The following is a 24,377-nucleotide window of genomic DNA, read 5'->3' on the forward strand; positions in this document are numbered from 1 at the left end:
ATGAACAATACGGAACAGGATCGCTGGTCGCGGGTGAAGGGACGGTTGCGGACGAGCGTTGGCGAGGACGTCTACACCAGCTGGTTCGCGCGGATGGATCTGGAGAGCGTGCACGACGAGAGCGTGCACCTGTCGGTTCCAACCCGGTTTCTGAAGAGCTGGATCCAGGCGCACTACGCCGATCGCGTGCTCACCTGCTGGCAGGCCGAGATGCCCGAAGTGCATCGTATCGACCTCACCGTGCGTTCCGCGATCCGCGCCGCAGTGCCGGTGAAGGAAGCGGCGGCACCGGTCGAGGTGCGCCGTGTCGAGCGCACCGACGGCCGCCCCGCGCCCGAGCTGCGCTCGGTTGCGACCGCGCCGGTGTCGGCGAGCCATGACGCGCTCGGCGGCTCACCGCTCGATCCGCGCCTGACCTTCGCGAGCTTCGTCGTCGGCCGTTCCAACACGCTGGCGCATGCCGCCGCGCGCCAGGTCGCCGAAGGACGCCGCGGCGATCCCGTGATGTTCAACCCGCTCTACATCCATGCCGGCGTCGGCCTCGGCAAAACCCATCTGCTGCAGGCGGTGACCTGGGCCGGCAATTCCGGCAGCGAGCGCAAGGTGCTGTACCTCACCGCGGAAAAGTTCATGTACGGCTTCGTCGCCGCGCTGAAGACCCAGACGGCGCTGGCCTTCAAGGAGGCGCTGCGCGGCATCGACGTGCTTGTCATCGACGATTTGCAGTTCCTGCAGGGCAAGTCGACCCAGGCCGAGTTCTGCCACACGCTGAACGCGCTGATCGATGCCGGGCGGCAGGTCGTGATCGCCGCCGACCGCCCGCCGTCCGACCTCGAAAGCCTCGACGACCGCGTGCGCTCGCGGCTGGCCGGCGGCCTCGTGGTCGAGATGGGATCGCTCGGCGAGGAACTGCGGCTCGGCATTTTGAAATCGCGCGTCGCCGCGGCCCGCGTCCACCATGCGAGCTTCGACGTGCCGGAAGAGGTGCTGGACTATCTCGCCCGCACCATCACCCATAACGGCCGCGATCTCGAAGGCGCGATCAATCGCCTGCTGGCGCACTCCAAGCTCAACAACCAGCCGGTGACGCTGGAGATGGCCGAGCGCGAGGTGCGCGACCTGATCCGCCCGCAGGAGCCGAAGCGGATCAAGATCGAGGACATCCAGCGCGTGGTGGCCCGGCAGTATAATGTCAGCCGCTCCGACCTGCTGTCGTCCCGCCGCACCGCCAACGTGGTGCGCCCGCGCCAGGTTGCGATGTATCTGGCCAAGACGCTGACCCTGCGCTCGCTGCCGGAGATCGGCCGGCGCTTCGGCGGCCGCGACCACACCACGGTGCTGCACGCCGTGCGCAAGATTGAGGCACTGGTCGCCAAGGACACGGCGCTCTCGGAAGAGGTCGAATCGCTGAAGCGCCAGCTGCAGGAATAACGCGCCGCGCCAAGCCGGCGCGTTAAGGCTGCCTCATTTGCTCGCCCTCCCCTTCGCCGGGGGAGGGCGACGCTATTTCCGGCCCAAAACGTGGGGAACGGGCGCCGTTTCGCTCGCGTCTCCCTTGCGCCGGCCCGCCATCCGCGCCACCTTGCGGTCCCCCCGTGGGTTTGATCAAATCCGACATTGATCCGGCTTTTCGGGTTTCAAATGCCGCGGTGCTGCCGTGAACGGCCGCCCGGCTTCTCCATCTGAGGGATCTGGCGGGTATTGCAATGAAGGTCACCGTCGAGCGCGCGCAACTCCTGAAATCGCTGGGTCACGTCCATCGCGTGGTCGAGCGCCGCAACACCATCCCGATCCTCGGCAACGTCTTGATCCGCGCCGAAGGCAGCCAATTGTCCTTGAAGGCGACCGACCTCGACCTCGAGGTGACGGAAACGCTGGCCGCGGAGACCGGAACCGCCGGCTCGACCACCGTGCCGGCGCACATGTTCTACGACATTGTCCGCAAGCTACCGGACGGCTCGCAGATCGTGCTGGAGGCCGACGGCGACCGCTCGGTGCTCGCGGTCAAGGCCGGCCGCTCGCGCTTCACGCTGCAGACGCTGCCGGAGAGCGACTTCCCGGATCTCGCTGCCGGCGACATGACGCATTCGTTCGCGCTGCCGGCCGCCGACATCAAGCGGCTGATCGACCGCACCCAGTTCGCGATCTCGACCGAGGAGACCCGCTACTACCTCAACGGCATCTATCTGCACTCCGCCGGCACCGCCAAGGCCGCGACCTTGCGCGGCGTCGCCACCGACGGCCACCGCCTAGCGCAGATCGATCTCGTGCTGCCCAAGGGCGCGGCCGGCATGCCCGGCGTGATCGTGCCGCGCAAGACCGTCGGCGAGGTGCAGCGGCTGATCGAGGATGGCGAAGCCGAGATCTCGATCGAGCTGTCGCAGGGCAAGATCCGCTTTTCGCTCGGCAATGTGGTGCTGACCTCAAAGCTGATCGACGGCACCTTCCCGGACTACGGCCGCGTCATCCCGCAGAACAACGACAAGGAGCTGGTGGTCGACAAGAAGGACTTTGAGGCCGCCGTCGACCGCGTTTCGACCATCTCCTCCGAGCGCGGCCGCGCGGTCAAGCTCGCGCTGTCCTCCGGCAAGCTGGTGCTCTCGGTCACCAACCCGGATTCCGGCAGCGCCACCGAGGAGCTCGAGGTCGAATACGCCTCCGACGCGCTCGATATCGGCTTCAACTCGCGCTACCTGCTCGACATCGCCGCCCAGATCGAGGGCGAAGTCGCGGTGCTGAAGCTCGCCGACCCCGGCTCGCCGACGCTGGTGCAGGACAAGGACAACAAGGGCGCGCTGTATGTGCTGATGCCGATGCGGGTGTAGCTTCTTTTCCCTCGTCATGGCCGGGCTTGACCCGGCCATCCATCAAAATGAAATGACCTATTGGGTGTACATCCTCGCCAGCAAGCCCGGTGGAACCCTCTATGTCGGCGTGACCAATAATCTCATACGTCGCGTTTACGAGCATCGAGAGGGACTGGCCGAAAGCTTCACCAAGCGTTACGGCGTCAAGACTCTGGTCTATTTCGAAGCCCATGAAACGATCGCTGCGGCACTCCAACGCGAGAAGAACATCAAGCATTGGTCACGCGAGTGGAAAATTGACCTGATCGTTGCCGGCAATCCCGAGTGGCGCGACCTATATGACGAGATTGTCCGCTGACCGCGGACGATGGATTGCCGGGTCAAGCCCGGCAATGACAAGGAACCATGACCCCGTCCCGCATTCACCGCCTGTCGCTGACGCATTTCCGCAATTATCGGGCGGCGACGCTGCAGGTCGCGGGTGACATGGTGGTGCTGGTCGGGCCGAACGGTGCCGGCAAGACCAATTGCCTGGAGGCGATATCATTCCTGTCGCCGGGGCGCGGGCTGCGCCGCGCGACGCTGGAGGACATCGCCGACAACCAGGGCGACGGCTCCTGGGCGGTGTCGGCGGAGGTCGAGGGCGCGCTCGGCCTCGCCACGCTCGGCACCGGCATCGACGCGCCGACCGGCGACGCCGGAAGCACACGGCGCTGCCGCATCGACCGCGAGCCGGTCGGCTCGGCGACCGCGTTCGGCGACCATCTGCGCATCGTATGGCTGACGCCGGCGATGGACGGCCTGTTCATGGGCGCGGCCTCCGAGCGGCGGCGCTTCTTCGACCGCCTGGTGCTGGCGATCGATTCCGAGCATTCCAGCCGCGTCTCGGCGCTGGAGCGCTCGCTGCGCTCGCGCAACCGGCTGCTCGAGGTGCGCAACTATGACGATCATTGGTGTGACGCGATCGAGCGCGAAACCGCGGAGCTTGCCGTCGCGGTGGCGGCCTCGCGCGGCCAGACCGCCGCCAAGCTTGCTGTGATGCTGCGCGCGCGTGGCGCGGCGTCGGCGTTTCCCTCCGCCGAGATCGCGCTCGACGGCTGGATGGAAAATGCACTGCTGCAGGAGCCCGCAACCGCGGTCGAGGACCGCTATCGCGAGATCCTGCGCGCGAGCCGCCCGCGCGACGCCGCCGCCGGGCGCACGCTGGACGGCCCGCATCTGACCGATCTGCAGGTGGTCTACGCGCCGAAGAACATGCCCGCACGCGATGCCTCGACCGGCGAGCAGAAGGCGCTCTTGATCGGGCTGGTGCTGGCACATGCGACGATGGTCGCGGAGATGACCGGCATCGTGCCGCTGCTGCTGCTCGACGAGGTCGTCGCGCATCTCGATCCGAACCGGCGCAAGGCGTTGTTCGACGAGCTGGCAAAGCTCGGCGCGCAGGTCTGGATGACCGGCGCCGATCCCTTGGCCTTTGTCGATATCGGCCCTAGCGGTGAGCTCTTCGACGTCGAATCCGGACGGATCACAGGGCGCCGCTGAGGAACGCAAAATCGGCCTGCAAAACGGCCGCGAATCCGCCTCCGAATCGAGCTTTTCGAGGCCTCCTGAATCGACCCTCAAAGGCCTTGAAAAAGTGCTAAAAAATCCTATGTCTTCAATAGTTTGTGGAGACAGACTTTGCGCTAGGCGCAACTCCTCTTTCATGGCACAAATAGCGTAATCAGCGCCTGATATTGCGCAGCTGATTCGGGACATCCTCGAAGGCCTCATATGACAGAACCTGCCCGGCAGACACCTGCCGAATCCGAGCATCCCATTCCGGTCGAATACGGCGCGGAATCGATCCGGGTGCTGAAGGGCCTCGACGCCGTGCGCAAGCGGCCGGGCATGTATATCGGCGATACCGACGACGGTTCCGGCCTGCACCACATGGTCTACGAGGTCGTCGACAACGCGATCGACGAGGCCTTGGCGGGCCATGCCAGCCGCGTCCTGGTCACGCTCAACGCCGACAATTCCGTCACGGTGTACGACGACGGCCGCGGCATTCCGGTCGACATCCACAAGGGCGAAGGCATCTCGGCCGCCGAGGTCATCATGACCCAGCTCCACGCCGGCGGAAAATTCGACCAGAACTCCTACAAGGTGTCCGGCGGTCTGCACGGCGTCGGCGTCTCCGTCGTCAACGCACTGTCCTCCAAGCTGGAACTGCGCATCTGGCGCGACGGCAAGGAGCACTACATCGAGTTCGCCCATGGCGATGCCGTCGCACCGCTTCGGGTGGTCGGCGAGGCGCCGGGCAAGCGCGGCACCGAGGTCACCTTCCACGCCGCGGTCGAGACCTTCAAGAACGTCGAATATGACTTCGCGACGCTGGAGCACCGGCTGCGCGAGCTCGCCTTCCTCAATTCCGGCGTCAACATCGTGCTCTCCGACATGCGCCACGCGGTCGAGAAGCGCGAGGAGATGCACTATTCCGGCGGCGTCGAGGAATTCGTCAAGTATCTCGACCGCAACAAGAAGGCGATCGTGCCGGCGCCGATCATGGTGCGCTCGGAGGCCAACGGCATCGGCGTTGAAGCCGCGCTGTGGTGGAACGACAGCTACCACGAGAACGTGCTGTGCTTCACCAACAACATCCCGCAGCGTGACGGCGGCACTCATCTGGCCGGCTTCCGCGGCGCGCTGACGCGCCAGGTCAACGGCTATGCCGAGGCCAACGCCAAGAAGGAAAAGATCGCGCTGACCGGCGACGACTGCCGCGAAGGCCTCACCGCCGTGCTGTCGGTGAAGGTGCCCGATCCGAAATTCTCGTCGCAGACCAAGGACAAGCTGGTGTCCTCCGAAGTGCGCCCGGTGGTCGAGAACGTCCTCAACGAGGCGCTCGCCGCCTGGTTCGAGGAGAATCCGAAGGAAGCCAAGGAGATCGTCGGCAAGGTGATCCAGGCGGCCGCGGCCCGTGAAGCGGCGCGCAAGGCGCGCGAGCTGACCCGCAAGAGCCCGCTCAGCGTCTCCTCGCTGCCCGGCAAGCTTGCCGATTGCCAGGAGAAGGACCCGGCGAAATCCGAACTGTTCATCGTCGAGGGCGACTCGGCCGGCGGCAGCGCCAAGCAGGGCCGCAACCGCGAGTTCCAGGCGGTGCTGCCGTTGCGCGGCAAGATACTCAACGTCGAGCGGGTCCGCCCCGACAAGATGCTGTCGAGCGAGCAGATCGGTACGCTGATCACCGCGCTCGGCACCGGCATCAGCGACGACTTCTCGGTCGACAAGCTGCGCTATCACAAGATCATCGTGATGACGGACGCCGACGTCGACGGCGCCCATATCCGCACGCTGCTGCTGACCTTCTTCTACCGCCAGATGCGCGAAATCATCGATGGCGGCTACCTCTACATCGCCCAACCGCCGCTCTATAAGGTCGCGCGCGGCAAGTCCGAGCAGTACCTGAAGGACGAGCGCGCGCTCGAGAACTATCTGATCTCGACCGGGCTCGACGAATGCGTGTTCAGGCCGGCATCCGGCGAGGACCGCTCGGGCCGCGACCTGCTGTCGTTGGTCGAAGACGCCCGCGTCATCCGCTCGGTGCTGCGCAATCTGCACAGTCGCTACAATCGCACTGTGATCGAGCAGGCCGCGATTGCCGGCGTGCTCAATCCCAAGATCACCGGCGATCTCGAGGTCGCCAAATCGGCCGCCGGCTATATCGCCATGCGGCTGGACGCATTGGCTGAAGAAGTCGAGCGCGGCTGGATCGGCGACTTCATCGAGGGTCACGGGTTCCAGTTCGAGCGCACCGTACGCGGCGTCAAGGAAGTGGCTGTTATCGACGACGCGCTGCTTGGCTCGGCGGATGCACGCAAGCTCGACGAATACGCCACGAAGCTGCAGGAAGTTTATGCGAAGGCAGGCAAGCTTCGCCGCAAGGACAGCGAGACGGTCATCTATGGCCCGGTCGACCTGTTCGAGGCCGTGACCGACGCGGCCCGCAAGGGCGTCACCTTGCAGCGCTATAAAGGTCTCGGCGAGATGAACCCGGAGCAGCTTTGGCAGACCACGCTGGATAAGGACGCGCGCTCGCTGCTGCAGGTGAAGGTCAAGGAGGTCGACGAGGCCGACGATATCTTCACCAAACTGATGGGCGACGTGGTAGAACCGCGCCGCGACTTCATCCAAGAACACTCGCTGAGCGCCACGATCGACATCTAAATCGACATCCAACATGGGGCCTGTTTCCGCGTGGCGCCGATCCAGTACATCGTAGAAGGTGGCCGCCGGCTTTCCGGCACCATCGAGCCGTCCGGCAACAAGAATTCGGCGCTGCCGATCATCGCCGCAGCGCTGTTGACCGAGCACCCGGTCACGCTGACCAACGTGCCGCGGATCCGCGACACCGAGACCCTGGTCGAGCTGTGCCGCTCGGTCGGCGCCTCGGCGGAATGGACCGAGCGCAACACGCTTGCGATCCACGCCAAGGAAATCCGCGCCGCCGATCTCGATCCGGACCTTTGCGCGCGCATCCGCGCCTCGATCCTGCTCGCCGGCCCCCTGCTCGCCCGCTGCGGCGAGGTCGCGCTGCCGCCGCCCGGCGGCGACGTAATCGGCCGCCGCCGGCTCGATACCCACTTTCTGGCCTTCGAGCAGCTCGGTGCCACCGTCACCGCGACCCACCGGCTCGAGTTCCGCGCCTCGCGCCTGAAGGGCGCCGACGTGTTCCTCGACGAGCCCAGCGTCACCGCGACCGAGAATGCGCTGGTGGCGGCGGTTGCCGCCCGCGGCACCACTTATCTGCGCAATGCGGCCTCTGAGCCGCATGTCCAGGACCTGGCGAATTTCCTGGTCGCGCTTGGCGCCACGATCGAGGGCGTCGGCACCAACACCATCATCGTGCACGGCCCGGCGACGCTGGGCGGCGCGAGCTATGCGATCCAGCCCGACCATATCGAGGTGGGTTCGCTGATCGGGCTTGCCGCGGTGACCCGCTCGCCGCTGCGCATCGCGCGCGCCGGCGTCGAGCACCTGCGCTCGATCCGGATGGGGTTTGAACGGCTCGGCATCGTCTGCGGCGTCGAGGGCGACGATCTCGTCGTGCCGTCGAACCAGACCATGAAGATCCACGACGATTTCGGCGGCCACGTGCCGAAGCTCGAGGACCAGCCCTGGCCGGCCTTCCCGGCCGATTTGATGTCGATTGCGATCGTCACCGCGACGCAGTGCGACGGCGTCATCCTGATGCACGAGAAGATGTTCGAGTCGCGCATGTTCTTCGTCGACAAGCTGATCGCGATGGGCGGCCGCATCGTGCTGTGCGACCCGCACCGCGCGATCGTCGCCGGCCCGAGCCGGCTGCGCGGCGCGCCGATGACCTCGCCCGACATCCGCGCCGGCATGGCCATGCTGCTGGCGGCGGTCTGCGCCGAGGGCACCTCCACCATCAACAACGCCGACCAGATCGAGCGTGGCTATGAGCGGATCGAGGAGCGGCTGAACGGGCTCGGCGCCAAGATCACCCGGATACCCGCACGATCCTAGAGCTATTTCCGTTCCGATCAAATCGGAACGGAGCTCTAGATTCCTGTTCTGACGCGTTTTCTTCACGCGAACCGGTATCCACTTCGCTCGAAAACGCTCTGGTCCCCTGCGGCAGCCTGGCCGTGCTTTTGGCCAAGCTTTTGACCCGGTTGACGTGCTAAGCGTTCCCGCATGACCTGCATCGACAAGGTTGAACCGGCCGCGCCTGCGGCCGTCGCCGTCTCTCGCAATCTGCTCACGGCCGAGCTTGCGGAAACGCTGAAGCTCGCCGTGCCGCTGGCGCTGACGCAGCTCGGGCAGATCGCGATGATGACGACCGACCTCGCCTTCATCGGCCGGCTCGGCAGCGAGAGCGTCGCCGCGGCGGCGCTGGCGCACACCGTGTATTTCGTCAGCTTCACCATCGGCATGGGCATGATGTCCGCGGTCTCGCCATTGGCCGCGCAGGCGTTTGGCGCGCGCAACCCGCATATGATGCGGCGCGCGCTGCGGGTCGGGCTGTGGGCCGGCTTCTTTATGGTGCTGCCGCTGATGGCGCTGCCGTTCCATGGCGAGCGCATCCTGCTCGCGCTCGGCCAGACCCCGGCCACCGCGCATCTGGCGCAGCAATATCTGTCCGGGCTCGGCTGGGGCATCCTGCCGGCGCTGTGGTTCATCGCGCTGCGCGGCTTCATGAGCGCGGTCAACCGCCCCGAGCCGGTGCTGTGGATCACGCTGGCGGCGATCCCGGCCAATGCGCTGCTGGTCTATCTGCTGCTGTATGGCAAATGGGGCATGCCCGAGCTCGGCATGTTCGGCGCCGGCCTTGCGACGACGCTGGTCAATCTCGGCACCTTCCTCGCCGGCGTCTGGTTTGCGGCGCGCCGCCGCCCGTTCCGCAAGTATCACGTGTTCAGCCGGGTCTGGCGCATCGACTGGCCGCTGATGGGCAAGCTGGTCGCGGTCGGCGCCCCGATCTCGCTGTCCTTCTTGCTCGAATACGGCCTGTTCGGCGCCGCCGGTCTGTTGATGGGCCTGATCAGCACCACGGCGCTGGCCGCGCATCAGATCGCGCTGCAGATCGCGGCGATCTTGTTCATGGTGCCGTTCGGCATCAGCATGGCCGCGACCGTGCGGGTCGGCCAGGCGGTCGGCCGCCGCGACCCGGACCAGGTGCGCCGCGCCGGCTATGTCGCGGTCGCGCTCAGCGGCATCTTCATGAGCGTGATGACGCTTGCGGTGATCCTGGCCCGGTTCGAGATCGCCGAACTGTTCCTTGGCGAGGCCAGCGACACCACGGCGCAGCTCACCGCGGCACTGCTGATGATCGGCGCGACCTTCTTCATCGCCGACGGCGTCCAGACCACCACCGCGGGCGCGTTGCGCGGCATGAACGACACCCAGGTCCCGCTGTTGTTCGCCACCATCAGCTACTGGTTGATCGGCTTTGCGTCGGCCTGCGCGCTCGCGTTCTGGATCAGGCTCGGCGCCGCCGGGGTCTGGATCGGGCTGTCGCTCGGGACCGCGGTCTACGCGACCTTGCTGATCTTGCGCTTCCGCCTGCTGGCAAGCAGGATGGCGGCCTGATCGCCGCGGGGCGGAGGAGGGCCGGGCCATGACATTGTCGGTCGATCTGTTCTTCTCGTTCCGCAGCCCTTACAGCTATCTGGCGCTGCCGAAGACGCTGAAGATGGTTGCGGACTACGACGTCGCGGTGAACCTGCGGCCGGTCTATCCGCTGGCGGTGCGGGTGCCCGGCTTCTTCAAGCAGACCAATCCGCAATTCGCCCGCTATGTCGTGCTCGATTCCCGCCGCGTCGCCCAGCACGACAACATCCCGTTCCGCTTTCCGCGCCCTGATCCGATCGTGCAGGACATGACGACGCTCGATGTCGCGGAGCACCAGCCCTACATCCATCGCCTGACCCGGCTCGGCGCCGCCGCGCAGCGCGAGGGCCGTTCGCTCTCGTTCACCGCCGCGATCAGCCGCGTGCTGTGGGACGGTTCGGTGAAGGGCTGGAATGAAGGCGATCAGCTTGCGCGGGCCGCGACCGACGCCGGCTTCGATCTCGCCGCGATGGATGCGGCCGTTGCCGCCGACCCCGACAGCTACGAGCAGGTCATCAAGGGCAACGAGGAAGCGCACGCCGCATCCGGCCATTGGGGCGTGCCGACCTTCGTGTTCGAGAACGAACCGTTCTTCGGTCAGGACCGGATCGACCTGCTGATCTGGCGCATGGAGAGCCGAGGCCTGACGCGCCGCGAGGCATAGGGCATGATCCGGAAAAGTGTGAAGCGGTTTTCCCTCGCGACAAGCGCGAAGCGTTTGCGTGGAGATCATGCTCAAACAAAGAGCTAAAGCGCGAAGATGATTCAACCTAATCTCATCGCGCTTTAGCGCGCATTCATGCCGCGGTCTTCTCCGGCGTATCCTTGACGATCTTCTCCAAAACCTCGGCGTTCATGCACCAATTGCCATGGCAGCGTTTGAGATCGTTCAGATTCTGCCGCATCTGGTCCAGCGAGAAGCCGAGCGCGTAGAACCGCTCGGCCGCATCGACCGGCAGGCCGCGGATCAGGCCGTCCCTCCGGACCGCGGCGACCTCCTCGCTATAGGCGTGCAGCGCGGCGTCGACCGGCGCCATGTCGGCCGGACCGCTGCCGGCGCGAAGCGCGGTCGCGACCGCCATCATATAGCTGACGATCGCGGTGCTGACGTCGGCCAGTGGCCGCGCCAGCCTGGCCTGAATATCGGCCGGCAGCGGCACGACGCAGGCGCGCCCGATCATCACGACGTCATGGCGCAGGCGTTGGATCGTGCGCAGCAGCGGACCGGTGTCCGGCCCCGACGACAGATGCATGGAACGCTCGCGCTCGGCCTCGAGGCCCATCGCGTGCAGGTTGGTCACCGCCGTACCGATGCCATCCTGAATCCGGTGCAGGGCGTCGTTGTCCAACCCCCGTGTCAGCCCGGCAAGCAGCTCGGCGAACGCCGCCGACAGCAGCTCCAGCAGTTTTGACGCGTTGACCCGGATCTGGCTCACCGCGCGCGACGGCAGCACCAGGAACGAGATCGCCAGCCCGGTGAGCGCGCCGACGGTGACCTCGAGCACGCGGTCGATCGCCGAGTCCAGCGGGTTGGAATGATGCATGGTCGGCAGCAACAGCACGATCACCGCCGTCACCGTCGCCGAGTTGAGGCTGGGATTGAGCGCGGCGATGAAGGCCAGCGGTACGATCGCCAGCACCAGCAGGGCAAGCAGGCTGCCCTCGCCGGAATGCGGGATCAGCACCGCGATCGCGCCGCCATAGATGGCGCCGCCGATGGTGCCGAGCATGTAGTCGCGGCTCGCCTTCAGCGAGCGGCCGACGCTCATCTGCGTCACGATCAGCGAGGTCAGCACCGCCCAGAGCGGCAGCATCAGATGCAGCGCCACCGCGATCGTGTAGGCGACGACGCCCGCGGACGCGATCCGGACCGCCAGCGCCAATTGAGTCTTGCGCGTCCAAAGCTGGTCGAACATGCGTTTTGCGAAGGTGCTCATGCAGCGTGATCCGGAATCAATCGAAAGGCCCATGTTAGATAGCGTGGAGCATGGCTGCTGCCCGCGGCGGCAAGGCGGCTTGAAACACCTGATCCGCCCGCCTACCCTGCGCCGCAAAATTGAGGAAACACGATGGCCCACGAAACCGCAACGCTCGCCGCCTATGTCGCCAACCTGAAATATCAGGACATCCCGCCGGAGGTGCTGGAGCGGGCCAAGGTGCTGACGCTGGATTTCCTGGGCAGCACGATCCGCGCCCGCCGCGACGCGGAATCGACGCCCTCGCTGATGAAGATGCTGGAAGCGCTGGCGCTGGACGGCAAGGGCGAGGCCACCGTGTTCGGCGACACCAAGACCTGGACGCCGGCGGTCGCCGCGCTGCTCAACGGCGCGCTCGGCCATTCCCTCGATTTCGACGACACCCATGCCGATTCCTCGCTGCATCCGAGCGCGCCGGTGGTTCCGGCCGCCTTCGCGGTCGGCGAAATGGTCGGCGCCTCCGGCCGTGACGTCTTGACCGCGATCGTCGCTGGCTACGAGGTGTGCTGCCGGCTCGGCAACGCGCTCGACCCGACCTCGCATTACGCCCGCGGCTTCCACCCGACCGCCACCGCCGGCACCTACGGCGCGGCCGCGGCGGCGGGCAAGCTGTTCGGCCTCTCGCAGGCGCAGCTCGTCTCCGCCTTCGGCGTCTCCGGCAGCCAGGCCGCGGGCTCGCTGCAGTTTCTGGTCAACGGCGCCTGGAACAAGCGCTACCAGGTCGGCGCCGCCGCGATGAACGGCGTGATCGCCGCGACCCTGGCGCGCAACGACTTCGTCGGCTCGACCGAGGCGGTCGAGGGCAAGCATGGCCTTTTGGCCGGCTACAGTGACGATGCGCATCCCGACAAGGCGGTGGCCGGGCTCGGCAATACCTACGAGACCATGAAGATCGGCGTAAAACCGTATCCGAGCTGCCGCTACACCCATGCCGCGATCGACGCGCTGATCGCGATGCGGCGCGAGCACAATCTGACGCCGGACCAGATCAAGAAGGTCGAGATCGGCCTGCATCGCAACGGCATCACCTTGACCGGCGACGCCGCCACCAAGCGGCACCCGACCTCGGTGGTCGGCGGCCAGTTCTCGATGTTCTTCACCGGCGCGATCGCGCTCGACCAGGGCCGCTTCGGCTGGGACGATTACGACCGTCTCGGCGATGCCGCGATCGACGCGCTCGCCGACAAGTTCGACGTGGTGCAGGACGACCGCCTCGAGGTCGGCCGCACCCATCCGTTCGGCGCCCGCGTCTCCATCACCACCGACGACGGCACCCATGAGCGCCTCTACGCCGACCCGTCGGGCGAGCCGACCTCGTTCCCCGACGCGCAGGCGATGCAGCAGAAATTTCTGACACTGGCCCGCCCGGTGCTCGACAAGCGCGCCGACCAGCTCGCGGACGCGATCCTGACGCTGGAGCGCTTCGATCGCGTGGAGCAGGCAACGCAGCTCGGGCGGCAGTAGACGTCACCACATAGCCACGTGAGGCGAGCCGCTGGTCAGGCTCCCTCCCCCCTTGCGGGGGAGGGTTGGGGAGAGGGGTAAGCCCCGGGCGAGGCGATCGTTTGGAGCGCTGCTCTTGCAATTCCGCGCTTCGTTGCGACTGCCATGGAGAGAGCGCGTCGCGTGGTGCCCCTCTCCCTAACCCTCCCCCCGCAAGGGGGGAGGGAACCCTTCCGCTGGTGCGTCCCTAACGCGCGACACCGAGAAAGCCCGACACCCTCAATCCCCGCCCGCGAGCTTCGCGCTGCCGGACGTCGCGGCGACGACGTCGCGGACCAGGTCGAACACGCCGTCGGCCTGCGGCGGCGCGTTGGGCGAGCGGCCGAGGCGGACGATGACGAGGCGGTGCGACGGCACCATGATCACGTACTGCCCGATCGTGCCCTTGGCGTAGAACGCATCACGCGGCCAGCCGTGTTCGACGCGATGGCGGGCGCCAAAACTGTCGCCGAGATTGGTCCAGAAGCCGGCGCCGTAGCCGACCCAGGCGTTCGGCGTCGGCGACGCCGAATACTTCACCCAGCCTTCGGGGAGGATGCGCCTGCCGCCGGCGATGCCGTCGTTGAGATAGAGCTGGCCGAACCGCGCCCAGTCACGCGCGCTCGCCAGCATCTGGCTCGATCCTTCCGGCGTTCCCGCGGCATCGAATTCGATCACGACGCTGCGCATGCCGAGCGGATCGAACAATTCGCGGCGCGCGAAGCGCATCACATCGGCGGCGTGCCCGCCGGCCGCGTCGCGGATCAGATGCGACAGCACGGCGAAATTGCCGTCGTTGTAATTCCAGTTGCGGCCGGGCGCGCTCTCCAGCGGCGAGCTTTCGGCGAACGCCGCCATGTCCGGCTCCATGAATTTCATCCGGTTCACCGGTTCGAGCACTGAGGCCAGCGAGGCCTCCAGCGAGCTGCCGAGTGCGAGCCCTGCGGTGTGACGCAGCAAATGATCGACGGTGATGGCATGGTGCGGATCGTCGGGGTTTTGCCACGCCGCGATCGGCACCGGCTGATCGACCGTGAGCTTGCCGTCGCGCACCAGAATTCCTGTTAGCGCCGAGATCACCGATTTGGTCGCGGAGAAGCCGAGCAGCGGCGTGTCGATGCCGATCCCATCGGCGTAACGCTCGGCGACGACGCGGCCGTCTTTCAGCACGACGATTGCGCGGGTGCGGCGGAACGGCGCCTGCGCCGGCTCGGCAAAGGCGCGGTCGAGCGCTAAGGCGAGTTGCGGGCTCTGCGGCGCGACGATCGATGGTCCGGCGATCTCGGGCAGCAGCGCCGGCTGCGGCGTCGCCTTCGGCAGCGAACCATCGGCCGGCGCCGTGCCATGATCGAGCATGCAGCCGAGCCCCTCGCGATAGACGGCATGGCTGCGGCCGAGGCCGAACAGCGTCACGGTCACATCCTTGCGCGCACGGTCGACCTGATAGTCCATCGCCCAGGTGATCAGGCCGACCCCCGGCATCGCTTCGGTCGTCTCGGAGAAAATCCGCGCCGGTTCGAGCCCGCTGACGAAGGTTTCCGAGCAGATGATGTTGGCGACAAAGCCGGTTGCGACCTTCGGCACGTCATGGGCACGAGCGACCGAGAGCGCGAGCGCCCCGGATGCGGTGGTGGCGGCAAGGATGAGAATGAGCTTTCGACGGGTCACAGGGTCCTCCGGATTGGCGCAATGGGCGCATGGCTGGGAGGAAGACGTGGAGGGCGCGGAGATGCTCGCCGGATTTGGAAATTCGGCTGGTCGAATACCGGCGCGAGCTCGCCGATTTTGGAATTGCGTTGCGATTACAGTGGCTAACGTCGCGAGTGAGGTGAGCACATCGCTCGGGCTCCCTCCCCCCTTGCGGGGGAGGGTTGGGGAGAGGGGTAAGCCCCGGGCGAAATGATCGATGTGAACGCCGCCTCCTCAAGTCGCGCGCGTGATCAAAACGCAATTGAAAGAGCACGCCATGTGGCACCCCTCTCCCTAACCCTCCCCCGCAAGGGGGGAGGGAACCCTGCCGCCAGTGCGTCCCTCACGCCGCCGCCGGTACTCCGTCGGGGTCACGCCGGTGGTCGCCTTGAAGGCGCGGTTGAAGGGACCGAGCGACTGGAAGCCGGCGTCCATGGCGATGGTGATGACGGGAACTTCGGCCTGCGCGGGATCGGCGAGCGCGGCCTTGGCTTCCTCGATGCGGTGGTTGTTGAGGAAGACGTTGAAGTTGCGATAGCCGAGCCGCTGGTTGATCAGTCGCCGCAGCCGGTATTCGGGAATCTTCAGCCGGGTCGCCAGCGTGCCGATGGTGATGTTGTCGTGGCGGTAGATGCGCTCGTCCGCCATCAGCCGTATCAGGGCGTCGACCAATTTTTGGTCCGCCGCCTCCTCGGCCGCAACCGGTTTGACCAGCACGACGGCCTCGGCCGGCACGGTAAACAGGTCGGTGCCGTCGACGCGCATCATCGCCCAGGTGATCGCGGCGACGATGGCGGTGAGCACGGCCACGTTCAGCAAATTGGCCCATTCCACCGTCACGCGGCTGCCGGCATAGGCAATCTGCAGCAATGCGTTCATTCCGCCGTACAGCGCAGACGCGGCGACGATGAAGACGCGGACACGGCGGCGACGCTCGACCAGATCGGCCGACCACGACGTGATGGTCTGCCCCACCGCAAGCGCGATAAAGACGAGTGTGAGCGAATTGACCATGATGATCGCGATCCGCGCGTGACCGGCGGGTGCAATCCACGTGCAATTGACGAAGCTGTAGGCCACGACCGCGGCCCAGATCAGGCCGTGCCACCAGCGCAGCTTGAAGGCCTCATCAAACAGCGCGCGGGTGAACAGCCAAAACACCACGATAGCCCCGGTCGATAGCGCGATCAGCGGCGCTTGCCAGGCCGGGACCGGCGCCCCCGCGCCGATCGACGCGGTCACCGCATGCGCGGCCGCACCGAGCGCGAAGGCGATCACGAGCCGCCCGGCCGGCAGCTTGCGGAAATCCGCGAACATCGAGGCCGCAAGCACCAGCAGCAGCGTCACGGCGGCGCTGCGCAGGCAAAGTTCGGTTGCAGCCAAGGTCATCGGGCCGAACAATCGTCGGTCAGCGAAAATTTTTCAAGACGGATCGCCGCACCAGCGCTGCCGCGTCGTCACCCATATATCGACAGTATCGCCTTCGAGCTTGCCGGGACCTTCGTTCACGGCGCCGAGCCGCCGCGCCACCGCCTGCGAGGCGACGTTGGCCGGATCGATGCAATGGATGATGCGGTCGACGGTGAAATTGGCGAACACGAAATCGATCGCGGCGCGCGCGGCTTCCACCGCATAGCCCCGGCCGCGGCATTCTTTGGCAATGCCCCAGCCGACCTCGAACCCGGGCCATTCAGGTGGATAATACGGCCCGACACGGCCGATATAGCGGCCGGAAGATTTTTCCTCGACCGCAAACATGCCGAACCCATGCAGCGCCCAATGGCCGGAGATCACGGCGGCGTTGCGCCAGCCCTTCAGCTCCGAGGTGATCGGCTGATGATCCGGCGTGATGAAGCGCGCGGTCTCCGGATCCGACAGCATTCTGGTGTTGTCGGCGACGTCGGAGGCGCGCCACGGCCGCAGGATCAGCCGCGCGGTCTCAATCACGGGACCACCGACCCACAGCAGCTTTGCGCCGGGCTTGAACAGAGAAACCATGGCTCGCCCCAGTTTCCGGAATTATGCCGCTATCATCCGATGCACGCCAGTGCCGCAAGCACACCGTCGTTCCTGCTCGCGCGGAGCCTGTCATCGGGCGGCGCTTCGCGCCGACCCGTTGGCTTGGCCGAGACGACAAGTAGAGAGTATGATCGCCGCAACAAGCAAGGAGACCTTCCATGAGCTGGCAACCCTCGACCGATCCCGAACTCGGCGATCCCCGCACCTGCGACGCGCTGGAGCTGATCATCGTGCCGCGCACGCGCGATCTCGGCGACGGCTTTGCGGTGCGGCGCGCGCTGCCGCATGGCAAGCGGCAGATGGTCGGCCCCTTCATCTTCTTCGATCACTTTGGTCCGGTGCAGTATCTCGCCGGCAAGGGCATGGACGTGCGGCCGCATCCGCATATCGGGCTCGCCACCGTCACCTATCTGTTTGACGGCAGCATCATGCACCGCGACAGCGAGGGCAACATCCAGGAGATCCAGCCCGGCGCGATGAACCTGATGACCGCGGGCCGCGGCATCGCGCATTCCGAGCGCACCCCCGACGTGCAGCGCCGCGACGGCCAGAAGATGCTGGGGCTGCAGAGCTGGATCGCGCTGCCCGCCGGCAAGGAAGAGATCGCGCCGTCGTTCCAGCATTATGCCGCCGGCGACCTGCCGATGATCTCCGAGCGCGATTTCACCGCGCGCGTCATCGCCGGCTCGGCGTTCGGCATCACCTCGCCGGTCAGCATGGTGTCGCCGTGGTTCTACACCGAGGTCACCGCGCAGGCCGCTACCAGCCTCCCGCTCGACCCCGACCACGAGGAGCGCGCGATCTATCTCGTCGACGGCGAGGTCGAGATCGCGAACGAGCGCTACGAGGGGCCGCGGCTCCTGATCTTCCGGCCCGGCGACCGCATCACCGTGAAGACGGTGCGGCCGACCCGCATGATGTTTCTCGGCGGCGACGCGCTGGAAGGGCCGCGCCACATCTGGTGGAATTTCGTCTCCTCCTCGAAGGAGCGGATCGAGCAGGCCAAACAGGACTGGAAAACCGGGCGTTTCGCCCAGGTTCCGCACGAGCACGAGTTCATTCCCCTGCCGGAGTGAGCTATTTCGTGTGATAGTTTTGGCGCCCGCGCCTCCCGCGCGGGCGCGCCGCTTTTGAGAGACCAAGCCATGACCGCCATGCGAACCAGCGACCTGCCTTTGCCCAAGATCGGCAGCGGCAAGGTGCGCGATATCTATGCCGTCGGCGACGACCGCGTGCTGCTGCTGACCACCGACCGCATCTCGGCGTTCGACGTTGTCATGGCGGAGACCATCCCGATGAAGGGCGCGGTGCTCACGCAAATCAGCGCCTGGTGGTTCCGGCAGCTCGAATCTACCGTGCCGCATCACATGATCAGCGCCGACGCCGACGAGATCATCCGCGCCGTGCCGGCGCTGAAAGATCATCGCGCCGACATTGTGGGCCGCGCGATGCTGTGCAAGCGCACAGAAGTATTCCCGATCGAATGCGTGATCCGCGGCTACATCTCCGGCTCGGCGTGGAAGGAGTACGCGGCCGAGGGCACGCTCGCCGGCGAGAAGCTGGCTGCGGGCCTGGTCGAGAGCCAGAAACTCGAGCCCGCGATCTTCAGCCCGGCGACCAAGGCCGAGGCCGGCCATGACGAGAACATCACGGTTGCGCGGGTGCGCGAGATCGTCGGCGCCGAAGTCGCGGCGACGCTGGAGAAGATGGCGCGCGATGTCTATGGCTATGGCGAGCAGACCAGCCGCGCCCGCGGCATCATCATCGCCGACACAAAGTTCGAGTTCGGGCGCGACAAGGACGGCCGCATCATCCTGATTGATGAGGTGATGACGCCGGACTCCTCGCGGTTCTGGGCGGTCGATGCCTACAAGCCAGGCCAACCGCAGCCGAGTTTCGACAAGCAGCCGCTGCGCGACTATCTCGACGCCGAGCGCCGCGCCGGCCGCTGGAACGGCGACGCCCCCGCCCCGCCGCTGCCCGCCAGCGTGGTCGATGCCACCAGCAAGCGGTATCTTGAGGCATATCGCCGCGTGACCGGGACGGAGCTGAAAGTTTAGCGGCGTTATCTCGTCGCCGTCATCCTGAGGTGCGAGCCGCTTCGGCGAGCCTCGAAGGATGAATCGGACCGGCTGGTGGCCGTGCATCCTTCGAGGCTCGCCCAGCAGCGCAATTGCGCTGCAAGGCTCGCACCTCAGGATGACGGGGCGGGATTGCCTGCGCATCGTCAGTAGTGCCACTCTCCTGGCAGAACAAGAGCCCAGGGAGCGCCCCATGTCTGAAGCCGCAGCGTCCGAAGCCGATGCCGTGCTCGTCGAGCGCGATGGCCCGATCACCATCGTCTCCATCAACCGTCCGCATTGCCGCAACGCCGTCGATGGCGCCACCGCGCACAAACTGTATGATGCGTTTCTCACCTTCGATGCGGATGCCGACGCATCGGTCGCCGTGTTCACCGGCACCGGTGGCTATTTCTGCGCCGGCGCCGACCTAAAGGCGGTGGCGGCCGGCGATCCCAACAAGAAGCGCGAGCTTGGCGGCCACAACACCATCGCGCCGATGGGGCCGAGCCGGCTGCGGCTGTCAAAACCCGTGATCGCCGCGATCGAGGGCTTTGCGGTCGCCGGCGGCATGGAGCTCGCGCTGTGGGCCGACATGCGCGTGGTCGCCGAGGATGCGACCTTCGGCGTGTTCTGCCGCCGTTTCGGCGTGCCGCTGATCGATCTCGGCACCATCCGCCTGCCGCGGCTGATCGGACATTCGCAGGCCATCGACCTGATCCTGACCGGGCGTCCGGTCACAGGCCCCGAAGCCCATCGCATGGGGCTTGCCAACCGCCTGGTGCCGAAGGGCGAGGCGCGCGCCCACGCCATCGCGCTGGCCAGGGACATCGCGCGCTTCCCGCAAAACTGCATGCGCGCCGACCGCCTTTCCGCGCTGCGGCAATGGGACCTCGAGGAGGAGGACGCGATCCGGAACGAGATGCGCGGCGGCCTCGAGGTGATCGCCTCGGGTGAGACGCTGTCGGGTGCGACGCGGTTTGCGTCGGGCGCCGGCCGTCACGGCGCGTTCGGCAACGAGGGCGGGCACGGCTGAGGCCGTTCTCAAGATTCTTGCCGCAAGATTCCTGTTGTCGTGCAGTGCCGCGGTCGTTTACGACTGGCAACAGAATTTTCAGGGCACTGATTTCGTGATCAGTCGGTCGCTTTATTTCGGCTCGCGGACGCGGCGGGCCATCAATGATGTGCTCGGCGGAAGCGCGGCGAGCGTCCTCAGCATCACGTTCGGCCTGTCCTACGCCCTGCTGGTCTTCGCCGGCCCGCTGACGCCCTATTTGTCCTACGGCGTGGCGGCGACGTTCATCAGCTCGGCGCTGCTCGCGGCCGTCATCGCGCTCGGCAGCTCGATGCCGTTTGCGATTGCCGGCCCCGACAGCTCGACCGCCGCCGTGATGGGCATCCTGGCGGCCTCGCTGGTCGAGCGCATGATCGCGGTCGATCCGTCGGCGCCGCTGCTCGCGCCGGTATTGATCACGCTCGGCCTGTCGACGATGGTCACCGGCTTCGTGATGTGCGGCCTCGGGCTGACGCGGATGGGCCGTGCGATCCGTTACGTGCCCTATCCCGTGGTCGGCGGGTTCCTCGGCGCGACCGGGCTCTTGATCGTGCTGGGTGCGATCCGGGTCATCACCGGGTATCCGCTGCGGCTCGAAACGCTGCCCTCCTTCGCGAATTTCATCACCCTCTCCGAATTGGGCGCGGCCGGCGCCATGGCGCTGGTGCTGTACCTGACCTGGCACCGCTCGCGAACCCCGTTCGGGCTGCCGATCATCCTGATCGGCGGCGTGATCGTCGCGCATCTGACGTTCTGGATCACCGGCCTCACGGCCGAGGAGACCCGGATGCTGGGCTGGACCTTCGAGCCGCCGCCGTCAGCGACCCTGACGCTGCCCTGGCACGCCGATGAGCTCGCGCGCTTTCCGTGGTTCGTGGTTCCGGATTTGCTCGGCCACCTCGTCGCCGTGGTGTTCGTCACCGCCGCCTCGACGCTGTTCAACACCACCGGCGTCGAGGTTGCGGTGCACCGCGAAGCCGACCTGGAGCGCGAGCTCAACGTCACCGGCCTGGCCAATATCCTGGCCGGCGCGATGGCCGCCTATGCCGGCTGCATCTCGATCAGCCGCACCGTGCTCAATTTCTCGACCGGCGGGCGCGGCCGCCTGTCGGGCCTGACCGCCGCCGCGGCTGCGCTGCTGATGCTGGCGATCGCGCCGCAGCTGCTCGGCTTCATCCCGAAATTCGTGCTCGGCGGCCTCTTGCTCTATCTCGGCGCCGACCAGCTGCACAAATGGATCATCGAGTCACGCCGGCGGCTGTCGGTGACGGAATATCTGTCGCTGCTCGCGATCATCGTCATCATCGTGATCTGGGGCTTCGTTCCCGGCATCCTGATCGGCGTCATCATCGGCTGCGCGACCTTCGCGCTCTCGGCGTCGCGGATCGAGGCGATCAAGTTCAGCTTCGACGGCTCCGAATATCGCAGCTCGCTCGATCGCTCGCGCGACGACCAGGACACGCTGCTGGCGCACGGCGGCAAGATCCGCGGCATGACCCTGCAGAGCTACCTGTTCTTCGGCTCGGCCAACCGGCTCTACCAGCACGTCAAGGAGCTGCTGCAGCAAAATCCCGAGTGCCGCTATTTGCTGTTCGACTTCAAGCTCGTCACCGGCGTCGATTCATCGGCAGCCTACAGTTTTGCCCAGATCAAGCGCAGCGCGCAGGAGGTCGGCGTCGAGCTGGTGCTGGTGCATCTGTCGGCGACCGCCGAGAAGGCGCTGCGCTCCAGCGACTTCATCACGGCAGGCGTCACAGTGATCGATGAACTGGATCATGCGCTGGAATGGTGCGAGAACGGGATCATTTCGCAGCATCAGGATCTGGCACAGGAGCAGGCCGACCTGCGCAGCTGGTTCACGCGGATCCTCGAAAGCGAGCACAGCGCCGACGAACTGATCCGCCGTTGCCAGCGCATCGAGGTCGCGACCGACGAGGTCATCGTGCGCGCCGGCGACCCTGCGGATTCCATGCACTTCATCCTCGACGGCCGCGTCGGCGTCATGGTGCCGGCCGATGACGGACGCACCACGCGAGTGCGCAGCCTCGGCCGTTACACCACGATCGGCGAGATGGGCCTGGTCTCGCGCAGCCCGCGCAGCGCCACCATCCAGGCCGAGGTGGCGAGCGTGCTCTATGTGCTGAACGCCCACCAGTTCGACGCGATCAAGACCGAAGATCCCCAGCTCGGCCAGAAGCTGCTGACCTATTTTGTGTCCGTGATGGCCGAGCGCCTCGCCTTCGCCAACCGCACGATCGCGGTGTTGCGGCGGTGACTATGCGTAGCCCGGATGGAGCGAAGCATAATCCGGGATTCTTGCATGCGGGCAGGCTTGCCCCGGATTTCGCTTCGCTTCATCCGGGCTACGAGGATAACAGCAACCCGCGGCTCGCGGTTGCCTCCTACCAAAATGCCGAAAAACAACCCCATGCAAAGTAGCCGGCGGCGGCCGGCGGTCGACACAGCCGCTTGACGCGTCGGGCAAGTCAGGGGTATTCTTTTATTATTCCGAAACAGTGCGCCTCCAGCTGCGCAGCCCGGATGAGCGAAGCGATATCCGGGGTTCTTGCGCGCGGCGGCGGCGGTCCCCGGATTTCGCTGCGCTTCATCCAGGCGACGTGCGCCAACCTCCCCTTGAAAAGGGGAGGTCGCTTTGCTCGCCAGAGCAAAGCGGGTGGGGATCTGCTCTCTCCGGAGAGAGCGTCGCTCGTGGCTGACCCCCATCCCGACCTTCCCCCTTGCAGGGGGAAGGAGAAGACCGTAGCCCGGCTGCATCCGGGCTACGAGGATTAGAGCAAGCCGCGGCTCGCGGTCGCTTCGAGCTCGGCCATCAACGCCTTGTCGTCGTAGCGCGCCAGCGACAGGCTGCGGGCGAACGCCGGCGCTTCCGCGCCGACCACAGCGCGGGCGCAGAGATCGCCGGCGGCGCAGGCGCCCATCGTGCCGTAGCCGGACAGCGCTGTTGCCAGGAACACACCCGGCGTCTTGGCCGCGCCGATCAGCGGCCAGTTTTCTTTTGTCATCGGATAGTAGCCGCCGTAATGCACGCGGTCGCGCGGCAGCGCGCCGAGATAGTGCGCGAGCTGTGGCTGCAGCCGGCTCGCCGCGCGCAGCACGACTTCGGGGAAATAGGGATTCAGTTCGGGCTCGCGCACCGGTTCGGTCGTCGTCTCCGTGTTGAAGGCCCAGCCGAGCTTGATCCATTCGCCGTGGTCGCCGCCGTCGGGGCGGCAATGGATGCCGCCCGGCATCGGCTGCAGCAGGCGCGCGAACTCGGGCGCCGCCGCCAGTGCCTCGCGCTCGTCGTCGGTCCAGGCCAGCGTCTGGCCGTCGAGATCGATCGCGAACGGCATTTTGCGATCGACGGCGCGGTTGCGATCGGCGAACGCGATCTTCTGCTGCAGATTGTTGACGATCGGCAGCCGTTCGCCATGCAGCGCCGCGACCTGCGCGGCAAACGGCCCCGCGGCGTTGACGATGATGTCGGCGGTGATGGTTTGCCGCGTGCCATCGGCCAGCACGTCGACATTGAAGCGATCTGCCTTCGCGATGCCAACGACTTTGGCCTGCTGGAACTGCGCGCCAAGCGGCCGCATCGTCTCCAGCATGTACTGGCCGAGCTGCTGGCCGCTGATATCGCCGGCCCTGCGGATGTGCAGCGCGGTCGCGACCTCCTTGTCGAAGGCCGGGTAATGCGCCTGGATCAGGTCGCGCCCGAGCAGCACATCGACGCCGTCAGGCGCGGTCTGCCAGTCCGCCGACAACGGCGGCACATAGCCGCGGCTTGTGCCTTCATGCAGGCGGATCAGCTTTGCGGCCGACGCGCCGTAGCCGGCGTGCAATTGCTGCAGCAGTTCTTCCGGCCTCTCATCGCGCGTGACCAGCAGATAGCCGCGCCGCGTCATGTGAATGCGGTTGTCGCTGCGGCGCGCGATCTCTTCCATCAGGTCGGTGGAGTGATTGGTGAAGTCGGCCATGGTCGGATGCGGCCACCAGTTGCGGTAGTTCTCGCCCGACTGCGCCGAGGTCAGCGCCATCGGCTGGCCCTCGTCGACGATCAAGAGACGCGACCGCTTGTGCTGGACAGCAAGGTAATAGGCCGTGGCGATGCCGACGATGCCGGCACCGATCACCAGGATTTCGACGTCATTGCTCTTCACGCGCATACTCC

18 protein-coding genes are annotated in these 24,377 nt (G+C 66.4%); 13 read left to right on the forward strand and 5 right to left on the reverse strand.

Annotated features, from left to right (window positions below):
* The 8 genes from dnaA (at nt 1) to XH93_RS00040 (ending at nt 10,590) form a co-directional block, all read left to right on the forward strand.
* Entirely contained in the window at nt 1-1,431 is a 1,431-nt protein-coding gene (gene dnaA / locus XH93_RS00005; RefSeq protein ID WP_139479313.1) for a chromosomal replication initiator protein DnaA, read from the forward strand.
* A 275-nt stretch (nt 1,432-1,706) separates the two neighbouring features.
* Nucleotides 1,707-2,825, forward strand: coding sequence for a DNA polymerase III subunit beta (gene dnaN / locus XH93_RS00010; protein ID WP_139479314.1), 1,119 nt, complete (start codon nt 1,707-1,709; stop codon nt 2,823-2,825).
* Nucleotides 2,826-2,877: 52 nt separating this feature from the next.
* Nucleotides 2,878-3,165 carry a GIY-YIG nuclease family protein gene (locus tag XH93_RS00015; RefSeq protein WP_194471915.1) on the forward strand — a complete coding sequence of 96 codons (288 nt, stop codon included), beginning with the start codon at nt 2,878-2,880 and terminating at the stop codon, nt 3,163-3,165.
* Between the two features lie 47 nt (nt 3,166-3,212).
* Nucleotides 3,213-4,349 carry a DNA replication/repair protein RecF gene (gene recF, locus XH93_RS00020; RefSeq protein WP_194471916.1) on the forward strand — a complete coding sequence of 379 codons (1,137 nt, stop codon included), beginning with the start codon at nt 3,213-3,215 and terminating at the stop codon, nt 4,347-4,349.
* Between the two features lie 231 nt (nt 4,350-4,580).
* The gene (gene gyrB, locus XH93_RS00025; protein ID WP_194471917.1) at nt 4,581-7,016 is read left to right on the forward strand and encodes a DNA topoisomerase (ATP-hydrolyzing) subunit B; all 2,436 of its coding nucleotides are present in this window, start codon (nt 4,581-4,583) and stop codon (nt 7,014-7,016) included.
* Nucleotides 7,017-7,046: 30 nt separating this feature from the next.
* Complete coding sequence (murA, locus tag XH93_RS00030) at nt 7,047-8,339, forward strand: UDP-N-acetylglucosamine 1-carboxyvinyltransferase (RefSeq protein ID WP_139479317.1); 1,293 nt, start codon at nt 7,047-7,049, stop codon at nt 8,337-8,339.
* A 171-nt stretch (nt 8,340-8,510) separates the two neighbouring features.
* Nucleotides 8,511-9,905, forward strand: coding sequence for an MATE family efflux transporter (locus XH93_RS00035; RefSeq protein ID WP_194471918.1), 1,395 nt, complete (start codon nt 8,511-8,513; stop codon nt 9,903-9,905).
* 28 nt (nt 9,906-9,933) lie between these two features.
* The gene (locus tag XH93_RS00040) at nt 9,934-10,590 is read left to right on the forward strand and encodes a 2-hydroxychromene-2-carboxylate isomerase (protein ID WP_194471919.1); all 657 of its coding nucleotides are present in this window, start codon (nt 9,934-9,936) and stop codon (nt 10,588-10,590) included.
* Between the two features lie 133 nt (nt 10,591-10,723).
* Here XH93_RS00040 and XH93_RS00045 read toward each other — a convergent pair whose 3' ends face one another.
* Nucleotides 10,724-11,863 carry an aromatic acid exporter family protein gene (locus tag XH93_RS00045; RefSeq protein WP_194471920.1) on the reverse strand — a complete coding sequence of 380 codons (1,140 nt, stop codon included), beginning with the start codon at nt 11,861-11,863 and terminating at the stop codon, nt 10,724-10,726.
* Between the two features lie 132 nt (nt 11,864-11,995).
* On the opposite strand from XH93_RS00045, the gene XH93_RS00050 reads away from it, so the two are divergent.
* Complete coding sequence (locus XH93_RS00050) at nt 11,996-13,366, forward strand: MmgE/PrpD family protein (RefSeq protein WP_194471921.1); 1,371 nt, start codon at nt 11,996-11,998, stop codon at nt 13,364-13,366.
* Between the two features lie 258 nt (nt 13,367-13,624).
* Here XH93_RS00050 and XH93_RS00055 read toward each other — a convergent pair whose 3' ends face one another.
* The 3 genes from XH93_RS00055 to XH93_RS00065 all read right to left on the reverse strand — a co-directional run bounded on the left by XH93_RS00055 (nt 13,625) and on the right by XH93_RS00065 (nt 17,071).
* On the reverse strand, nt 13,625-15,052 hold the full coding sequence (locus XH93_RS00055) for a serine hydrolase (RefSeq protein WP_194471922.1): 1,428 nt from the start codon (nt 15,050-15,052) through the stop codon (nt 13,625-13,627).
* A 315-nt stretch (nt 15,053-15,367) separates the two neighbouring features.
* Nucleotides 15,368-16,462, reverse strand: a complete 1,095-nt coding sequence (locus XH93_RS00060) for a helix-turn-helix domain-containing protein (protein WP_194471923.1) — start codon at nt 16,460-16,462, stop codon at nt 15,368-15,370.
* A gap of 33 nt (nt 16,463-16,495) precedes the next feature.
* Nucleotides 16,496-17,071 (reverse strand): GNAT family N-acetyltransferase, encoded by a 576-nt coding sequence (locus XH93_RS00065; RefSeq protein WP_194471924.1) that lies wholly within the window; start codon nt 17,069-17,071, stop codon nt 16,496-16,498.
* A gap of 179 nt (nt 17,072-17,250) precedes the next feature.
* Here XH93_RS00065 and XH93_RS00070 point away from each other — a divergent pair, with 179 nt between their 5' ends.
* The 4 genes from XH93_RS00070 (at nt 17,251) to XH93_RS00085 (ending at nt 22,481) form a co-directional block, all read left to right on the forward strand.
* Entirely contained in the window at nt 17,251-18,168 is a 918-nt protein-coding gene (locus XH93_RS00070; RefSeq protein WP_139479324.1) for a pirin family protein, read from the forward strand.
* Nucleotides 18,169-18,237: 69 nt separating this feature from the next.
* Entirely contained in the window at nt 18,238-19,152 is a 915-nt protein-coding gene (locus XH93_RS00075; protein ID WP_194471925.1) for a phosphoribosylaminoimidazolesuccinocarboxamide synthase, read from the forward strand.
* 214 nt (nt 19,153-19,366) lie between these two features.
* Entirely contained in the window at nt 19,367-20,188 is an 822-nt protein-coding gene (locus XH93_RS00080) for a crotonase/enoyl-CoA hydratase family protein (protein WP_194471926.1), read from the forward strand.
* Between the two features lie 94 nt (nt 20,189-20,282).
* Nucleotides 20,283-22,481, forward strand: coding sequence for an SLC26A/SulP transporter family protein (locus XH93_RS00085; RefSeq protein ID WP_139479431.1), 2,199 nt, complete (start codon nt 20,283-20,285; stop codon nt 22,479-22,481).
* 514 nt (nt 22,482-22,995) lie between these two features.
* On the opposite strand, the gene XH93_RS00090 is transcribed toward XH93_RS00085, so the two are convergent.
* Nucleotides 22,996-24,372 (reverse strand): FAD-binding oxidoreductase, encoded by a 1,377-nt coding sequence (locus XH93_RS00090; RefSeq protein WP_194471927.1) that lies wholly within the window; start codon nt 24,370-24,372, stop codon nt 22,996-22,998.
* Between the last annotated feature and the right edge of the window lie 5 nt (nt 24,373-24,377).

It is taken from the genome of Bradyrhizobium sp. CCBAU 51753, from assembly GCF_015291565.1.
Lineage (GTDB): Bacteria > Pseudomonadota > Alphaproteobacteria > Rhizobiales > Xanthobacteraceae > Bradyrhizobium > Bradyrhizobium ivorense.

Bases quoted from the DNA above. Each gene is read 5' to 3' on its own strand.
- dnaA (WP_139479313.1), top strand. From the start codon at position 1: ATGAACAATACGGAACAGGATCGCTGGTCGCGGGTGAAGGGACGGTTG.
- dnaN (WP_139479314.1), top strand. From the start codon at position 1,707: ATGAAGGTCACCGTCGAGCGCGCGCAACTCCTGAAATCGCTGGGTCAC.
- XH93_RS00015 (WP_194471915.1), top strand. From the start codon at position 2,878: ATGACCTATTGGGTGTACATCCTCGCCAGCAAGCCCGGTGGAACCCTC.
- recF (WP_194471916.1), top strand. From the start codon at position 3,213: ATGACCCCGTCCCGCATTCACCGCCTGTCGCTGACGCATTTCCGCAAT.
- gyrB (WP_194471917.1), top strand. From the start codon at position 4,581: ATGACAGAACCTGCCCGGCAGACACCTGCCGAATCCGAGCATCCCATT.
- XH93_RS00035 (WP_194471918.1), top strand. From the start codon at position 8,511: ATGACCTGCATCGACAAGGTTGAACCGGCCGCGCCTGCGGCCGTCGCC.
- XH93_RS00040 (WP_194471919.1), top strand. From the start codon at position 9,934: ATGACATTGTCGGTCGATCTGTTCTTCTCGTTCCGCAGCCCTTACAGC.
- XH93_RS00045 (WP_194471920.1), bottom strand. From the start codon at position 11,863: ATGAGCACCTTCGCAAAACGCATGTTCGACCAGCTTTGGACGCGCAAG.
- XH93_RS00050 (WP_194471921.1), top strand. From the start codon at position 11,996: ATGGCCCACGAAACCGCAACGCTCGCCGCCTATGTCGCCAACCTGAAA.
- XH93_RS00060 (WP_194471923.1), bottom strand. From the start codon at position 16,462: ATGACCTTGGCTGCAACCGAACTTTGCCTGCGCAGCGCCGCCGTGACG.
- XH93_RS00065 (WP_194471924.1), bottom strand. From the start codon at position 17,071: ATGGTTTCTCTGTTCAAGCCCGGCGCAAAGCTGCTGTGGGTCGGTGGT.
- XH93_RS00070 (WP_139479324.1), top strand. From the start codon at position 17,251: ATGAGCTGGCAACCCTCGACCGATCCCGAACTCGGCGATCCCCGCACC.
- XH93_RS00075 (WP_194471925.1), top strand. From the start codon at position 18,238: ATGACCGCCATGCGAACCAGCGACCTGCCTTTGCCCAAGATCGGCAGC.
- XH93_RS00080 (WP_194471926.1), top strand. From the start codon at position 19,367: ATGTCTGAAGCCGCAGCGTCCGAAGCCGATGCCGTGCTCGTCGAGCGC.
- XH93_RS00090 (WP_194471927.1), bottom strand. From the start codon at position 24,372: ATGCGCGTGAAGAGCAATGACGTCGAAATCCTGGTGATCGGTGCCGGC.